Origin of the sequence: Pseudomonas sp. PAMC 25886 (assembly GCF_000242655.1) — a bacterium.
Taxonomy (GTDB): Bacteria; Pseudomonadota; Gammaproteobacteria; order Pseudomonadales; family Pseudomonadaceae; genus Aquipseudomonas.
The window spans coordinates 289,821-306,279 of the sequence record NZ_AHHC01000020.1 but is presented as its reverse complement, the minus strand read 5'-3'; the positions used below and the strand labels follow the sequence as shown (position 1 = coordinate 306,279).

General features: G+C 63.1%; 15 protein-coding genes. 11 read left to right on the top strand and 4 right to left on the bottom strand.

The window, feature by feature from the left end:
* Positions 1-37: 37 nt before the first annotated feature.
* Entirely contained in the window at positions 38-784 is a 747-nt protein-coding gene (locus tag MUM_RS0105350; protein WP_010167789.1) for an NRDE family protein, read from the bottom strand.
* 89 nt (positions 785-873) lie between these two features.
* Between MUM_RS0105350 and MUM_RS0105345 the strand changes: the two genes are divergently transcribed.
* From MUM_RS0105345 to MUM_RS0105335, 3 genes are all read left to right on the top strand, one after another.
* Positions 874-1,656: a sulfite exporter TauE/SafE family protein gene (locus MUM_RS0105345; RefSeq protein ID WP_010167787.1), complete on the top strand. Its 783-nt coding sequence runs from the start codon at positions 874-876 to the stop codon at positions 1,654-1,656.
* Positions 1,657-1,722: 66 nt separating this feature from the next.
* On the top strand, positions 1,723-2,535 hold the full coding sequence (gene lgt / locus MUM_RS0105340) for a prolipoprotein diacylglyceryl transferase (protein ID WP_010167785.1): 813 nt from the start codon (positions 1,723-1,725) through the stop codon (positions 2,533-2,535).
* Positions 2,536-2,586: 51 nt separating this feature from the next.
* Complete coding sequence (locus MUM_RS0105335; protein WP_010167783.1) at positions 2,587-3,420, top strand: thymidylate synthase; 834 nt, start codon at positions 2,587-2,589, stop codon at positions 3,418-3,420.
* 111 nt (positions 3,421-3,531) lie between these two features.
* On the opposite strand, the gene cadR is transcribed toward MUM_RS0105335, so the two are convergent.
* Positions 3,532-3,981: a Cd(II)/Pb(II)-responsive transcriptional regulator gene (cadR, locus tag MUM_RS0105330; protein ID WP_010167782.1), complete on the bottom strand. Its 450-nt coding sequence runs from the start codon at positions 3,979-3,981 to the stop codon at positions 3,532-3,534.
* Between the two features lie 85 nt (positions 3,982-4,066).
* Here cadR and MUM_RS0105325 point away from each other — a divergent pair, with 85 nt between their 5' ends.
* From MUM_RS0105325 to MUM_RS0105295, 7 genes are all read left to right on the top strand, one after another.
* Entirely contained in the window at positions 4,067-6,343 is a 2,277-nt protein-coding gene (locus MUM_RS0105325) for a heavy metal translocating P-type ATPase (RefSeq protein WP_010167780.1), read from the top strand.
* 16 nt (positions 6,344-6,359) lie between these two features.
* The gene (locus MUM_RS0105320) at positions 6,360-7,223 is read left to right on the top strand and encodes a LysR family transcriptional regulator (RefSeq protein WP_010167778.1); all 864 of its coding nucleotides are present in this window, start codon (positions 6,360-6,362) and stop codon (positions 7,221-7,223) included.
* Positions 7,224-7,452: 229 nt separating this feature from the next.
* The gene (locus MUM_RS0105315; RefSeq protein ID WP_010167776.1) at positions 7,453-8,517 is read left to right on the top strand and encodes a putative 2-aminoethylphosphonate ABC transporter ATP-binding protein; all 1,065 of its coding nucleotides are present in this window, start codon (positions 7,453-7,455) and stop codon (positions 8,515-8,517) included.
* 1 nt (position 8,518) lies between these two features.
* Positions 8,519-10,243 (top strand): putative 2-aminoethylphosphonate ABC transporter permease subunit, encoded by a 1,725-nt coding sequence (locus MUM_RS0105310; protein WP_010167774.1) that lies wholly within the window; start codon positions 8,519-8,521, stop codon positions 10,241-10,243.
* A gap of 23 nt (positions 10,244-10,266) precedes the next feature.
* Positions 10,267-11,292 (top strand): putative 2-aminoethylphosphonate ABC transporter substrate-binding protein, encoded by a 1,026-nt coding sequence (locus MUM_RS0105305; RefSeq protein WP_010167772.1) that lies wholly within the window; start codon positions 10,267-10,269, stop codon positions 11,290-11,292.
* Positions 11,293-11,418: 126 nt separating this feature from the next.
* The gene (locus tag MUM_RS0105300; protein WP_010167771.1) at positions 11,419-12,543 is read left to right on the top strand and encodes a TIGR03364 family FAD-dependent oxidoreductase; all 1,125 of its coding nucleotides are present in this window, start codon (positions 11,419-11,421) and stop codon (positions 12,541-12,543) included.
* Positions 12,543-13,097 (top strand): phosphonate degradation HD-domain oxygenase, encoded by a 555-nt coding sequence (locus MUM_RS0105295; RefSeq protein WP_010167769.1) that lies wholly within the window; start codon positions 12,543-12,545, stop codon positions 13,095-13,097. The genes MUM_RS0105300 and MUM_RS0105295 overlap by 1 nt, the downstream gene beginning before the upstream one ends.
* On the opposite strand, the gene MUM_RS0105290 is transcribed toward MUM_RS0105295, so the two are convergent.
* Positions 13,094-14,467 (bottom strand): DUF3482 domain-containing protein, encoded by a 1,374-nt coding sequence (locus tag MUM_RS0105290; protein WP_010167767.1) that lies wholly within the window; start codon positions 14,465-14,467, stop codon positions 13,094-13,096. The genes MUM_RS0105295 and MUM_RS0105290 overlap by 4 nt on opposite strands.
* Entirely contained in the window at positions 14,460-15,839 is a 1,380-nt protein-coding gene (locus MUM_RS0105285) for a DUF2868 domain-containing protein (RefSeq protein WP_010167765.1), read from the bottom strand. Before MUM_RS0105285 ends, MUM_RS0105290 begins: the two co-directional genes overlap by 8 nt.
* A 90-nt stretch (positions 15,840-15,929) precedes the next feature.
* Here MUM_RS0105285 and MUM_RS0105280 point away from each other — a divergent pair, with 90 nt between their 5' ends.
* A complete protein-coding gene (locus MUM_RS0105280) occupies positions 15,930-16,442 on the top strand; it encodes a dihydrofolate reductase (protein WP_010167763.1) in 513 nt (170 codons plus the stop codon).
* Positions 16,443-16,459 lie beyond the last annotated feature (17 nt).

Here is a 16,459-nt window from a genome sequence, read left to right as displayed (position 1 = left end):
GCCGGGCTTGCCCGCGATGAGGCCAGTCCAGTCACTGCTAAAGCTTCAGTTCCACCTCGCCCAGCCTGCCACCATGGGGCCCAAAACTGCGCTCCACGATATGCCGCGTCCCGTCGGCACTCACAATCAGCGCCGTACTCGCCCGCGTCCCGTAACTGGGGCTGGCAATAAACACACTCGACAGCAAGCTCTCCGTCGCCAAGCCCACGCCGGTGTCCGGCAAGTCAGCAAACGGCGCCGTCTGCGGGTCGCTCAAAATTCCCAGCAAGGCTTCAGGCTGCGGATCGTCCAGCACTTCTGTCAGCGCCGCCTTGGCCTTCAACAACTTCGGCCACGGTGTATCCAGCCCTGCATTGGATAACCCATAAACCCCAGCTTCCAGCCGCGTCGGTGCAGATTCATTGGCGTTGTAATGCCACAACGCATCCAGCGTCCCGACCAACAGGTTAAACCCGGCATATTCAATCGATCGGCCGTTAACGTCGGCCAAATAGTCGTCAATCGGCAGCGAACCACTGAGAAACCGCGCCACCAGCTCGCCCCGCGACTTGCGCGCCGGCGGCTGGTGCGGATCCCGAATATTGGTCAGCGCCGCAAAGCGCCCATCGGCCCCAACCCCCAGCCAGGTCCCGCCCGCTTCCTGGTCCCTGCCTGCGTAAACATGGGGCGCATCCAGCCACTGGGCCAACGGCAGGCTGGGCCGGGCATAAAACTCATCACGGTTGGCCGCGACGATCAGCGGTTGGGCGTGGCCCGGCCGCCAGGCGAAAACAATCAGGCACATAAGGCGATCCCTTTGTGTTTTGCCCACTCTACCCATAGAACCCTGTGCTTTGCATCCGTTAACATGCCGGTCTGTTTTCGGGGGCTCCCATGGAATTTCTCCTGTATTTGCTGCTGGGTTCCTGTGCGGGCATGCTCGCCGGGCTGTTTGGCGTGGGCGGCGGGATCATTATTGTGCCGGTGCTGGTGTTCAGTTTCACCTTGCAGGGCTTCGATCCCTCGGTGCTGACCCATCTCGCTGTGGGCACGTCGCTGGCGTCTATTATCTTCACGTCGGTGAATGCGGTGCGCGAGCATCACCGGCGGGGTGCCGTGCGCTGGCCGATCTTTGTGTGGATGGCCGTGGGCATCCTGCTGGGCGCGGGTCTTGGCGCGCTGACCGCCGAGGCGATTTCCGGGCCGCACTTGCAGAAGATCATCGGTGTATTCGCCCTGGTGATCGCCGTGCAGATGACCCTGGAGCTCAAGCCCAAGGCCAGCCGCCAGGTACCGGGCAAGCTTGGCCTGACCCTGGCGGGCGGCGTGATTGGCTGGTCTTCGGCGATTTTCGGCACCGGCGGCGGTTCGTTGACCGTGCCGTTCCTGACCTGGCGCAGCGTTCCGATGCAGCAGGCGGTGGCCACTTCATCGGCCTGCGGCTTGCCGATTGCCCTGGCCAGTGCGTTAAGTTTCATGATTTTGGGCTGGCATGATCCGCTGCTGCCCGATCATAGTCTCGGCTTTGTGTACTTGCCGGCGCTGCTGGGCATTGCCCTGACCAGCATGGTGGCCGCCCGTTTCGGCGCGCGCCTGGCGCACCGGTTGTCGCCGCGCTTGCTCAAGCGGCTGTTCGCCGGGCTGCTGTTTTGTGTGGGGCTGAATTTTTTGCTGTAACGCAGACTTAATCGCGCACCGGCATGGTCCGATGCGCCAAGACTATTGATTTAACGAGGAGTCGCAATGCTGCCTTACCCGCAGATCAACCCGGTGGCCGTGGCCATCGGTCCGCTGCAAATCCACTGGTACGGGTTGATGTACCTGATCGGCATTGGCGGTGCCTGGTTGCTGGCTTCCCGGCGCCTGAACCGTTTCGACCCGACCTGGACCAAGGAGAAACTCTCCGACATGGTGTTCTGGATGTCGATGGGGGTAATCGTCGGCGGACGCCTGGGGTATGTGCTGTTCTACGACCTGCCAGCCTACATCGCCAACCCGACCCTGATCTTCGAGGTGTGGAAGGGCGGCATGGCGTTTCACGGCGGGTTTGTGGGCGTGATGATCGCGGCGTGGTGGTTTGGCCGGCGTAACGGCAAGTCGTTCTTCCAGCTGATGGACTTCGTCGCCCCGTTTGTGCCGATTGGCCTGGGTGCCGGGCGCATTGGTAACTTCATCAACGCCGAATTGTGGGGCAAGCCGAGCGATGTGCCGTGGGCCATGGTGTTCCCGCCGTTCAGCGACCCGGCGCAATTGCCGCGTCACCCGTCGCAGCTGTACCAGTTCGCCCTGGAAGGTGTGGCGCTGTTCCTGATCCTTTATATCTTCTCGCGTAAGCCACGCCCAACCATGGCCGTGTCGGGCATGTTCGCGTTGTTCTACGGGATCTTCCGCTTTATCGTCGAGTTCGTGCGCGTGCCGGATGCGCAGCTGGGCTACCTGGCGTGGGGCTGGGTGACCATGGGTCAGATTCTCAGCCTGCCGATGATCATCGCCGGCCTGGGCCTGCTGTGGTGGGCTTACAATCGCCCGCAAGGCATCAAGAACACCGCGCTTTAAATTCGAACGCCGGGGCCCGAGGGTCCCGGCTTCAACGATACAGGTATACACATGAAGCAATATCTCGAACTACTGAACGATGTCGTGACCAATGGCCTGACCAAGGGCGATCGCACCGGCACCGGCACCAAGGCCGTGTTTGCCCGTCAGTTTCGGCATAGCTTGGCCGACGGCTTCCCGCTGCTGACCACCAAGAAGCTTCACTTCAAAAGCATCGCCAATGAATTGATCTGGATGTTGAGCGGCAACACCAACATCAAGTGGCTGAACGAAAACGGCGTGCGGATCTGGGACGAATGGGCCACCGAAGACGGCGACCTGGGCCCGGTGTACGGCGAGCAGTGGACCGCCTGGCCAACCAAGGACGGCGGCAAGATCAACCAGATCGACTACATGGTCGAGACGTTGAAGACCAACCCCAACAGCCGCCGCATCCTGTTCCACGGCTGGAACGTCGAGTACCTGCCGGACGAGACCAAAAGCCCGCAGCAAAACGCCCGCGACGGCAAGCAGGCCCTGCCGCCTTGCCACCTGCTGTACCAGGCCTTCGTGCATGACGGTCATCTGTCGATGCAGTTGTACATCCGCAGCTCCGACGTATTCCTCGGCCTGCCGTACAACACCGCTGCGCTGGCCTTGCTGACCCATATGCTGGCCCAGCAATGCGACCTGATCCCTCACGAGATCATCGTCACCACGGGCGATACCCACGCCTACAGCAACCATATGGAACAGATCCAGACCCAGCTGGCGCGCACGCCGAAGAAACTGCCGGAGCTGGTGATCAAGCGTAAACCCGAGTCGATCTACGATTACAAATTCGAAGACTTTGAAATCGTGGGCTACGACGCCGACCCAAGCATCAAGGCCGATGTAGCCATCTGATCAATGTGGGAGGGGGCTTGCTCCCGAAAGCGGTGTGTCAGTCGCCGGAAATATGACTGATCTACCGCCTTCGCGAGCAAGCCCGCTCCCACATTTGTTGTGTGTACACATTCAATGGCCGTGGCTTCTGCCCACATGCGAGTGCTCCGCCTCGCTGGCCGCGACACTTCCGCTGACTTCCAGCCGCTGCAAAATCCCGCACTGATCCAGGTCCGGCCCGCCGCCACAGCGTTGGCGCAGGTCGAGCAACTGTTCCTGCAACGCCAGCAGCCCGTCGATCCGTGCCTTGACGTGGTGGATGTGCTCGTCGATCAACGCATTCACGTTTTCGCACTGGTCCTGGGGGCTGTCCCGCAAGCCCAGCAGGCTGCGAATTTCCTCAAGGGTCATGTCCAGGCTGCGGCAGTTACGGATAAACACCAGCCGCTCGGTGTGCGCCTGGGTGTACAGGCGGTAATTACCATCGCTGCGCGCAGGCGGCGGCAGCAGGCCTTCCTTCTCGTAATAACGGATGGTTTCCACCTGGCAATCCGTCAATTTTGCCAATTCGCCGATCTTCATCGCAGCAATCTCCAAAAGGGTGCTTGACCCTATAGTGGCTACAGGGTCTTTACTTGGCAACAGGCACCTTTACGGACGCGACAGAATGAGCGATTCCATCCACACCCCGCACAAGCACGACCACGACCATGATCATGACCACGCGCACGATCACGGCCCGAAGCTCAAGCCTGTGCAGAAGCACGACCATGGCAGCCATGGCGATTCCTGCTGCTCCAGCAAGGCCGCGCCTGCGCTGGTGAAGCTGACCGAAGCCCCGACAGCGGGCTCGCGGCTGAGCACCTTCCGCATCGAAGCCATGGACTGCCCCACCGAGCAGACGCTGATCCAGAACAAACTGGGCAAGCTCGCCGGCGTGCAGCAGCTGGAATTCAACCTGATCAACCGCATCCTGGGCGTAACTCACGACCTGCCGAGCACTGCGCCGATCGTCGAGGCCATCAAATCCCTGGGCATGCAGGCCGATCCCATCGAAGAAGGCGTAGCGCCGGCCGAGCCGCCCGCGAAGAAACACTGGTGGCCGCTGGCGCTGTCCGGCGTCGGTGCCTTGGGCGCCGAAGTGCTGCACTTCACCAACGCCGCCCCGACGTGGGTGATTGCCCTGGTCGCATTGATCTCGATCTTCAGCGGCGGCCTCACCACCTATAAAAAGGGCTGGATCGCCCTGAAAAACCTCAACCTGAACATCAACGCCCTGATGAGCATCGCCGTGACCGGCGCGATCCTGATCGGCCAGTGGCCAGAAGCCGCGATGGTGATGTTCCTGTTCACCGTGGCCGAACTGATCGAAGCCAAGTCCCTCGACCGCGCCCGCAACGCCATCAGCGGCTTGATGCAGATGACGCCGGAGCAGGCCACGGTGCGTCAGGCTGATGGCAGTTGGGTTGAACAGGACGTCAAAGTCATCGAGTTGGGCGCGATCGTGCGGGTTCGCCCCGGCGAGCGCATTGGCCTGGACGGTGAAGTCACCTCCGGCCAGTCCACCATTGACCAGGCGCCGATTACCGGTGAAAGCCTGCCGATTGAAAAGACCGTGGGCGATAAAGTCTTCGCGGGCACCATCAATCAGGCCGGTTCCCTGGAGTACAAAGTCACCGCCGCCGCCAACAACTCCACCCTGGCGCGGATTATCCACGCGGTGGAACAGGCCCAGGGCGCCCGCGCGCCAACCCAGCGTTTTGTCGACACCTTCGCCAAGGTCTACACCCCGGCGGTGTTCATCTTTGCCTTGGGCGTGGCCCTGATTCCGCCACTGTTCATGGGCGGCGTGTGGTTTGAATGGGTCTACCGCGCACTGGTGTTGCTGGTGGTCGCATGCCCGTGTGCACTGGTGATTTCCACCCCGGTGACCATCGTCAGCGGCCTGGCTGCCGCGGCGCGCAAAGGCATCCTGATCAAGGGCGGCGTGTACCTGGAGGGCGGTTACAAGCTCGACTACCTGGCCCTCGACAAGACCGGCACCATCACCCACGGCAAACCGGTGCAAACCGATTACCTGGCGCTGTTCCCTAATATGGAAGACAGCGCGCCGGCTTTGGCCGCGAGCCTGGCCGGGCGTTCCGATCACCCGGTGTCCCTGGCGATCGCCAATGCGGCTGTGGATAAGAATCTCAGCGTGCACACTGTGGATAACTTCGAGGCCCTGACCGGTCGCGGTGTGAAGGGCGAAATCAACGGCGAAGTCTATTACCTGGGCAACCACCGCCTGGTGGAAGAGCTGAACCTGTGTTCGCCGGCCCTGGAGAAGAAGCTCTTCGCCCTGGAAAAACAAGGCAAGTCCGTGGTCCTGTTGCTGGACAAGTCCGGCCCGCTGGCGCTGTTCGCCGTGGCCGACACCGTGAAGGACACCAGCCGCGAAGCCATCCAGCAACTGCATGACCTGGGCATCAAGACCCTGATGCTCACCGGCGACAACACCCACACCGCCAAGGCGATTGCCGATCAGGTCGGCATCGACCAGGCCCAGGGCGACCTGTTGCCCACCGACAAGCTGCAAGCCATCGAAGCGCTCTACGCCAAGGGCCACCGGGTCGGCATGGTCGGCGACGGCATCAACGACGCCCCGGCGCTGGCCCGTTCCGAGATCGGTTTTGCCATGGCCGCCGCCGGTACCGACACCGCCATCGAGACCGCCGACGTCGCGCTGATGGACGATGACCTGCGCAAGATTCCGGCATTCATTCGGCTGTCGCGGCAAACGTCGAGTATCCTCAAGCAGAACATCGCCCTGGCCCTGGTGATCAAGGCGATCTTCCTGGCGGTGACCTTCCTCGGAATGGCCACCATGTGGATGGCGGTGTTCGCCGACATGGGCGTGAGCCTGCTGGTGGTGTTCAATGGTCTGCGCCTGTTGCGCAAATAGTCGATGAGAGGGTGGTGTGCTGAGTGCCGAGCTGAAGGCGTTTTACATGGTCGCCCGCCTGGGCAGCATTACCCAGGCGGCGAAAAAGCTCGGGCTGAGCCAGCCCACGGTGACCACCCAGATTCGTCACCTGGAAAGCCAGTACTCGGTGGAGTTGTTCTACCGCGGCGGGCGACGCTTGACGGTCAGCGACGAAGGCGCGCGGCTGTTGCCGATGGTCAAGGCGCTGTTGCAGCAGGAAGCGGATATCGAGTTTTTCCTGCGCAACAGTGGCCAGGTGCAGGGCGCGTTGAGGATTGCCGCGACGGCGCCGTATTACATCCTCGACCTGGTCAAAACCTTCCGCGAGCGGCTGCCACAGGTTGAGGTCTCGGTGGAAATCGGCAACTCCCAGCAAGTGCTGGAAGCGCTGGATGATTACCGCGTTGACGTCGCCGCCTCCTCCCAATTGCTTGAAGACCCACGCCTGATTCGCCGGGTGCTGGGCATGGACCCGCTGGTGCTGGCGGTGCACCGCAACCATCCGCTGGCGGTGCTCGACCATGTACCGCTGACCGCGCTGGCCGGGCACACCTTGCTGATGCGCGAACCGGGCTCCACCACCCGCCGATTGACCGAAGAAATGTTGCAGGGCGCCGGTGTGAGTTACGGGCCGCTGCTGGAGATCGGCAGCCGGGAATCGATCCGTGAGGCGGTGCTGCGCAATATCGGCATCAGCATCATCGCCCGCCAGGAAGTGCCCCACGACCCGCAATTGCGGGTGCTGACCATCGAGAATGCCCCGCAGATTCCCGAGTACCTCTACTGCCTGAAAGAGCGAAAGGGCGCGCGGTTGCCGGCGGCTTTTCTGGGGTTGGCGCAGGAAATGTCCCCGATCTGAAGGCGCCATCGCAGGCAAGCCAGCTCCCACAGTTGGAATGCATTTCTCTGGCCCAACTCGATCAACTGTGGGAGCCGGGCTTGCCCGCGATGGCGCCAGTCCAGGCAAAACCTTCCTCAAGCCCTACCCAAATCCACCAATACCACTATCGCCACGTTTTGCCTTTCTGCCACATGAGGGACGCATTGCCTCCCTAGGATGACCTTCATCAGTTTGATGAGGTGCCTCCATGAACACAGCCATGACCAACCCCGGCGCGCCAATGAAGGTGCGCGGTGTGCAGAAGCGCTTCGGCGCCTTTACCGCGCTGGATAACGTCTCTTTGGACGTCGCCGCCGGCGAACTGGTGTGCCTGCTGGGCCCGTCGGGCTGCGGCAAGACCACCTTGCTGCGCTGCATTGCGGGCCTGGAACGCCAGGACAGCGGCGAGTTGTACCTCGGCGAACGCGACGTTTCCCTGCTGGCACCGCAGGCGCGGGACTACGGCATTCTGTTCCAGTCCTACGCGCTGTTTCCCAATCTCACTGTCGAAGCGAACATCGGCTACGGCCTCACCGGCAGTGGTCGCGATGAAGTGCGCAAGCGCGTCGGGCAGATGCTGGAACTGGTCGGCCTGGTGGGCAGCGAAAAGAAATACCCCGGCCAACTCTCCGGCGGCCAGCAACAACGTGTAGCCCTGGCCCGCGCCCTGGCACCGGCGCCGTCCTTGCTGCTGCTGGACGAACCCATGTCGGCCCTCGACGCCCGGGTGCGCGAGCATCTGTGCACCGAGCTGCGCCAACTGCAACGCCGCCTGGGTATCACCACGTTGATGGTCACCCACAACCAGGACGAGGCCATGTTGATGGCCGACCGCATCGCCGTGATGAACAACGGCAAGGTCGAGCAATACGCCACGCCCCAGGAAATCTACGACCGCCCGGCCACACCGTTTGTGGCCGAGTTCGTCGGCCAGGGCAACTGGCTGCCGTTCAGCCGCAACAGCGCCAGCCACGCTCAGGTCGGCGGGATGAATATGCGCCTGGCGGACAACGCCGGCGTTGCCAAATCGGGTCGTCTGTTCTGCCGCCCGGAAGCCATCAGCGTCAACCCGCCGGTGCATGAAGAAAACCTGTTCCCGGCCAAGGTCCGCGAGATCACCTTCCTCGGCAACCGCTGCCGCATGAGCTTCGAACTGGACCAACTGCCCGGCCATCCGCTGCTGGCCGAACTCGCGCCGGAAGCCATGCCGCGCCTTGGCGCCCAGGACATCTGGGTCGCGCTGCCCCCGCGTAGCCTGCAGGTGTTTGCCTGAGATGGCCCGTGATATGACTCTGCCGATACCCGATAACGTGGCTCGACAGGTTTCCCGTGCCGAACTCGGCGACCGTATTTTTGTTATTGGCGGCAAACTGCTCTGGCTGTGCCTGTTGGGCGTGGCGGTACTGATGCCGCTGCTGGCGATCTTCTGGCGCGGTTTCAGCAGTGAAGCCGGGCAGGGCGGTGGCCTGGTGGCGGCGCGGGAGTTGGTCACCAGCGATAACTTCCACTGGTTGCTGGGTAACAGCCTGAAGGTTTCCGTCAGCGTGGCGGCCATCGTCGTACCGCTGGCTTACCTGTTTGCCTACGCCCTGCAACGCACGTTGATTCCCGGCAAGGCGATCTGGCGCGGGATGTCGTTGCTGCCGTTGATGGCGCCGTCGATGCTGCCGGGGATTGCACTGGTCTACCTGTTCGGTAACCAGGGCATGCTGCGCGGCCTGCTGTCGGACAACATCTACGGCTTCTGGGGCATCGTGCTCGGTGAAGTGATCTACACCTTTCCCCATGCCTTGATGATTTTGTTGTCGGCGCTTTCCCTGGCGGACGCACGATTATTCGATGCGGCATCGAGCATGGGCGCCAGCCCGTCCCGGGCATTTCGCAGCATCACCTGGCCCGCGACGCGTCAGGCGGTCTTTGCCGCGTTTTGCCTGGTGTTTACCCTGACCATCACCGACTTTGGCGTGCCTGTGGTAGTGGGCGGCGACTACCAAGTGCTGGCACTGGAAGCCTACAAGGCGGTGGTCGGCCAGCAGCAATTTGGCCGCGGTGCCTTGATCGGCATGGTCCTGCTGCTGCCGGCGCTGTTCAGCTTCGGCGTTGACGCCTGGCTGCGCCGTCGTCATGGCGACTCCATGAGCGGCCGCGCCCAGGTGTTCCAGCCGGCGCCGTCGAAGCTGCGGGATGGCTGCTACCTGGCCATCGTCCTGCTGATCTGCGCGAGCCTGCTGCTGGTGTTCGGCATGGCGGTCTACTCATCGCTGGTGAAGTTCTGGCCCTACAACCTGTCGCTGTCGCTGGCCCACTACCAGTTCGAGGACACGGCCGGCGGCGGTTGGCTGGCCTATCGCAACAGCATCACCATGGCCCTGTGCACTGCATTGATCGGCAGCGTGCTGATCTTCACCGGCGCCTACCTGATGGAAAAAACCAAGGGCCAGAAGGGCCTGAACCTGGCGTTGCGCATGCTCAGCTTCGTGCCGATGGCGGTGCCGGGGTTGGTGCTGGGCCTGGGCTACGTGTTCTTTTTCAACCTCAACGGCAACTCGCTGCATGTGTTCTACGGCACCATGACCCTGTTGGTGGTGTGCACCATTGCTCACTATTTGACCACCGCACAAATGACCGCCACCACGGCCCTGCGCCAGCTGGATGCGGAATTCGAAGCCGCCGCGCTGTCGCTGAAGGCGCCGCTGTACCGCCATTACCTGCGCGTCACCGTGCCGATCTGCCTGCCGGCGCTGTTGGATATCGTGCGCTACCTGTTCGTGTCGGCGATGACCACCGTTTCCGCCGCGATCTTCCTCTACAGCCCCGACACCATCCTCGCCGCCGTCGCCGTGTTGAACATGGACGACGCCGGCAACGTGGGCGGTGCGGCGGCCATGTCGACCCTGATTCTGTTCACCTCGGCGGGCGTGTCCTTGCTGCTGGCGTGGGCCTCACGCGGCTTGTTGCGCCGCTCCCAGGCCTGGCGCCAAACCGCGCCCGGCCAATAATTCACCCATAAAGGAACTGCACCATGTTCAAGCCCCTGGCGTTAGCCGCTGCTGTGCTCACTGCGTTCAGCCTGAATGCCTTTGCCGCCAAGACCGAGTTGACCGTGTACACGGCCCTCGAAGCCGAGCAGCTGAAGACCTACAAACAGGCCTTCGAAAAGGCTAACCCGGACATCGATATCAAATGGGTACGCGACTCCACCGGCATCATCACCGCCAAGCTGCTGGCCGAAAAAGCCCGCCCGCAGGCTGACGTGGTGTGGGGCCTGGCGGCTTCCAGCCTGGCGATTCTCGACCAGCAGGGCATGCTGCAAAACTACGCACCGAAGGACTTGGGCAAGATCGGCGCGAACTACCGTGACGCCGCCAATCCACCGGCCTGGGTGGGTATGGACGTGTGGGCGGCGACCATCTGCTTCAACACCGTCGAAGCCGAAAAGCAGGGCCTGAGCAAGCCGGTGAGCTGGCAAGACCTGACCAAGCCCGAGTACAAAGGCAAGATCGTGATGCCCAACCCGGCCTCGTCCGGCACCGGTTTCCTCGACGTCAGCGCCTGGCTGCAGACCTTCGGCGAGAAGCAGGGCTGGCAGTACATGGACGACCTGCACCAGAATATCGGCCAGTACGTTCACTCCGGTTCCAAGCCGTGCAAGCTGGCGGCATCGGGTGAATTCCCGATCGGCATTTCCTTCGAATACCCGGCCGTGCAGTTGAAACGCCAGGGCGCACCGCTGGACATCATCCTGCCGAAAGAAGGCCTGGGCTGGGACATCGAAGCCACCGCCGTAATCAAAGGCACCGCCCACGCGGACGCGGCACAGAAACTCGCCGACTTCTCCGCAAGCCCGGCGGCGATGGAGTTGTACAAAGAAAACTTCGCGGTACTGGCCCAGCCGGGTATTGCCAAGCCGCAGACCGAATTGCCGGCGGATTACGAGCAGCGGTTGATCAAGAACGACTTCGCCTGGGCCTCGAAAAACCGCGACAGCATCCTGACCGAATGGCGCAAGCGCTATGACGGCAAGTCGGAAAAGGTTGCCGGCCAGTAAGCATTTCATTGGGGCTGACGGCCTCATCGCGGGCAAGCCCGGCTCCCACATTTTGGATTGTGAATACCTTCCAATGTGGGAGCTGGCTTGCCTGCGATAGCGGTCTCAAATTCAGGACATCACTTCATGACACAACTGCTGATCATCGGCGCCGGCATCCTAGGCCTGTCCCACGCCTACGCGGCCGCCAAACGCGGCCTCAAGGTCAAGGTCTTCGAGCGGAGCGCCACGCCACTGGGTGCTTCGGTGCGCAACTTCGGCCAAGCCCTGGTCACCGGCCAGCCGCCCGGTCCGATGCTCGACCTGGCGCGGGAAAGCCACGATATCTGGGGCCAATGGGCACAACTGGCGGGTATTCAGCTCAAGCGCAACGGCTCCTACCTGTTCGCCCGCACCGAAGCCGAAGAGCACCTGCTTGAAGCCTTCTGCGCCGGGCGTGCCCAGGAGCACGGTTATCGTGTCGAGTTGCTGCAAGGCGCCGCCCTGGGCGACCTGTACGGTGGCCAGTTCAAACATCACCGCGCCGCCCTCCATGGCCTGGACGATCAACAACTGTATTCCCGCGAAGCCCTCCCGGCGCTGATCAACTACCTGAGCCGCGAACTCAACGTGGAGTTTCACTTCTCCACCCTGGTGCGCGACATCGAGCCCGGCCAGGTGCACACCACTGCCGGTTCCTTTCGCGGCGAGCAGATCATTGTCTGCTCCGGCCACGACTACCAGACGTTGCTGGCCGAGCAGATCGCCGAACTCAACCCGCAAATCTGCCGCCTGCAAATGCTGCGCGCCCGGCCACAGGTGGAGTTGAACCTGCAACACGCCCTGCTGACCGGGCTCAGTTGCGTGCACTACGGTGCCTTCGCCGACTTGCCGGAAGCCGTGCCGGTGCAGGCCGAGATCCTGCGGGACGTCCCGCACCTGCATGAAAACGGCATCCACCTGCTGATCAGCCCAACGCCTTATGGCGAGCTGATCATCGGTGATTCCCACCATTACGGCAGCGATCCATCGCCATTCAACGCCGAACAGGTGGACAACTGGATGATCGAACTGGCCGAACACACCCTGGGCTGCAAGATCCAGGTCGTGGAGCGCTGGCAGGGCGTCTATGGTTCCCGTGGGCCGGGGCCGTTTTCATTCCTGCGGGCGGCGCCGGGGGTGAGTGCGGCGTTGATGCACACCGGTGTGGGCATGAGCGTCGGGCCGGCGATGGCCGAGCGCAATATCACAGAGCTGTGGGGGAATGCGTGATGAACGCTGAACAGGCAATCACCGAAGTCTTTGGCTTATACGAACAACATGGCACCGCCGACTACATCGGTGAACCGGTGTCGCAGATCGAGCACATGTCCCAGGCCGCGCAGTTGGCCATGGCTGAAGGCTTCGATGATGAAGTGGTGTTGGCAGCGTTCTTCCACGATATCGGGCACATCTGCGGTCAAGGTGGCGAGAACATGGGCGGTTATGGCGTGGTCAGCCATGAACGGCTGGGCGCCGACTTTCTGCGCCGGGCAGGCTTCAGCGAACGCATGGCCAAACTCGTGGAGTACCACGTGCAGGCCAAGCGTTACCTGACCTTCAGCCAGCCGGACTACTACGCGCGCCTGAGCGAAGCCAGCCGTCGCACCCTGGGCTACCAGGGCGGTGTGATGACGGCCGAAGAAGCCCGGGCGTTTGAGCAGGACCCGCTGTGCGCCGTGAGTTTGCGCATGCGTCACTGGGATGAACAGGCCAAGGAAATGCACGTGCCGGTGCTGGACCTTGAAGTGTTGAAGTCCAAGGCCCGGCAGCTGTTGGCGGCTTAAGTCTCGTCGAGGCGCTGGGCCAGGGCTTCGATCTGTTCCTGGCGCTCAGCCTGGCTCAATTTGGGATGAGGGTTGAGGGACGACCATTGCGGATGGGCGCGGGCCTTGTTCAGGGCTTCCGGTAGCTTGCCTTCGCGCCAGGTCTTGTCTTGAGGCGTGTCGACCTTGATGCTGTGGATTGCCGCATGGCCTCGCAGGTTCAGGGCCTTGAGCAGTTGCCGCTGGCGCAGGGCCAACAGGCGCAGCACGCTGTCGTCAACGGTCAGCTCGCGTTGGCCCTTGATCTTGCCCAGCAGGCGGCTGCCGTAACTGCGGGCGGTTTGCAGGGCGCCACCGGCGATGGCTCCGGCGAGGGCGGCGGCGCCGAGGGTCAGGCCGCCCACGAGTAAGTCCACGCCTGCACCGGCTGCGGCGCCGGCCGCGATGCCGCCACCGACCCGCACGCCCAGTTGCTTGAGGGTTTCGGGGTTGAACAGGTCATCGCCCCAACGGCCGTCCAGCAGCGGCAAGTCGCTGGCGGCGGCATCTTGCGGGCGGAAGCCGAACAGCTTGAGCAAGGCTTCCACGCAACGCTGTTCGCGCTGGCGCACGGCTTTGCGCAGTTCACTGATGGCGTGTTGTTCCACGTCGGCTTCGCTGACCACGCTGCGGCGGCAGGCGGCGCAGTCGATCAGCAGTTCGGCAATCAGCCGCGCCGCGCTTTGCTGGCGTGCCTGGCGCTGGGCTTCCTGGTCGAGGATCAGCCGCTCCAGTTGCCCACGGGCGTTTTCCAGCAGCAGAGCGAGGCTCTCATACAGGCGGCGCTCGCCGTCTTCCGGTGGCGCGACGCTGTCGAAACGCACCAGTGCGTGCAGGCCGAGGCGGGCCAAGGCTTCGCGCCAGTCTGGCTCGCGGTGGTCGGCGCTGCTGACAAAATTGAGCACCGGCAGCAGCGGTTTCCCGCAACTGGCCAGCACTTGCAGCTCATCGCGGTACTTGGCCAGCACCGGCTCCCGGGCATCAATCACATACAGCCCGGCGTCGGACGCCAGCAGTTGGCGCAGCACCTTGGCTTCCTGTTCGAAACGCTGCCGGGCTTCACTGCCCTCCAGGAAGCGCGCGAGTCGTGCCGGGCCGTCGAGGCGTTCGCCGGGGCGATCCAGGCGTTCGAGGTAGTCGAGCAGGGCGATGGCGTCTTCCAGGCCGGGCGTGTCGTACAGCTCCAGCAACGCTTCGCCGTCCACCGACAGGCGTGCGCCCTCGACATGCCGGGTGGTGCTGGGCCGATGGGAGACTTCACCAAAGCCGACGTCTCGCGTCAGGGTGCGCAGCAACGAGGTCTTGCCGACGTTGGTGTGGCCGACCACCGCAAGTTTCAGGGGCTTAGTCATGACCGGTCTCCAGCCAAGTGAGCGGCGCGCAATCGGCGAATGGAATCTCCAGCTGTTGCAGTGCTGTGTGCCAATCACCCAGGCGTTCTGCGTCCAGGGCTTGGCCGGCCGGCGCTTGCAGCAGCCAGACCCGGGTAGCCGTGGCGCTGCGGGCCAGTTCGGCGATCAGCGCGAGGCTGCCGCGATCCGGCGAGCGGCGTGGGTCGCAGGCGATGGCCAGGCGTGCGGGCGGGAAGCGAGTGAGCTGTTCCAGCAGCTTGTTGCGGGATTCGCGGCTGTCAAGGATGCCCGCGTCCTTGACGCTGGTCGGGAGCTTCGGCGGCCACGGGCGTTGGTCGTCGAGTTCGATGGCCACCAACAGGGCGCCATCGCTTTCCAGTTCACTGACGCCGCCGGTCACGTGGTGCAACTGTTCGGGCGCCGCATCGTTGACCCCAAGCCGTTCGCTGCTGGGCATCAGCCGTTCACGCAGTTGGCTGTAACCGGGCAGGTTAAGGTCGAGGCTCAAGCCTGCGCGCCCGCGTTTCCAGCGCCACAGGCACAGCAGCGCGAGGATCAGCCGCGGCAGGATACCGTACACCAGCAGCACGCCCACCAGCCAGGCGGCCCAGGCCTGGCGGGCGCTTTCGATATTCAGGGCGGCATCGCCGCTGGCGCGGATCATCTCGACAGTGGGTACGTTGAAGCCCAGCAAGGCGGGCAGGGCGCCGAGGGTTTGGGTGACGGCGACAAAGGTGTCGGCCTGCAGAATGGTGGTTTCCCAGACGAAGCCGTAGCGCCGGGTGGCCAGCAGCGTCAGCAGGATCACCATGGCGCTGAGCAGGGCCAGCAACCACAGGCTGTTGACCAGCACACCCACCGCCCAGCGATTGAGTTTGCGCCGTTGCAGCATCAGCAGCAGGGCGGGCGCCAGTTGCGCGGCCTTGGCGTCGCGGGCAAGTTTTTCGCTGAGCCATAACCACAGGCGGCCAAGGCTGGCGCTGTGTTCACCGGCAAACAGCAGGCCCAGGGCCCAGCTCAACAGCAGGATCAGGTTCAAACCCAGCAGGCTGCCCAGGGCCCAGAACACATTCACCGGCACGAGGCCGTTGCCCAGCGCGGCAAAGGCCAGCCCGGCGCCGCTGAGAATGGCGACCACTGCCAGCAGGATCAGCGCCAGGCGCGCGCCTTGCAGCCAGCGGAGCAGGGCAGCGGTGAGGCCATCGCGCTCGGCCAGCCACAGCGCACGGTTTTGGATGCGCGTGGGCAAGTCACCGCCGGTGCTGCGGGCCAGGCGATTGGCTTCCTGGTCTTCCAGCGCGCCCGCGTGTTCCTCGCGCAGGCGCACGGTTTCGGTCAGCCAGAGTCTTTGCAGGGGGTTCAGAGCTGTCACGCGTCGTCCTGTTGAGCCAGTGAGCCTGGAGCATAACCGCTGAAACGCCGGTTGGGGTATGCCGCGCGCGGCTCTGGTATTCTCGTCGCCATGAAAAAAACTCTCCCTTTAAGCCTGATCGCAGCCCTCGGTGAAAACCGTGTGATCGGCGTCGACAACAGCATGCCCTGGCATTTGCCGGGGGATTTCAAATATTTCAAGGCCACCACCTTGGGCAAGCCGATCATCATGGGGCGCAAGACCTGGGATTCCCTGGGTCGACCGTTGCCGGGCCGGTTGAACATTGTGGTCAGCCGTCAGACCGATCTGGCGCTGGAAGGTGCGGAAGTTTTTCCGTCACTGGACGCAGCAGTGGAGCGGGCTGAGGAATGGGCCAAGGCGCAGGGCGTGGATGAGCTGATGCTGATCGGCGGCGCGCAGTTGTATGCGCAGGGGCTTGCGCAGGCGGATCGCCTGTATTTGACGCGCGTGGCGTTGAGCCCGGAAGGCGATGCGTGGTTTCCCGAGTTTGATTTGAACCAGTGGAAGCTGGTGTCGAACGTCGAGAATGCGGCTGAGGGTGACAAGCCGGCGTACAACTTTGAGGTTTGGGAAAAAGCCTAAAAGCATCGCCGGCAAGC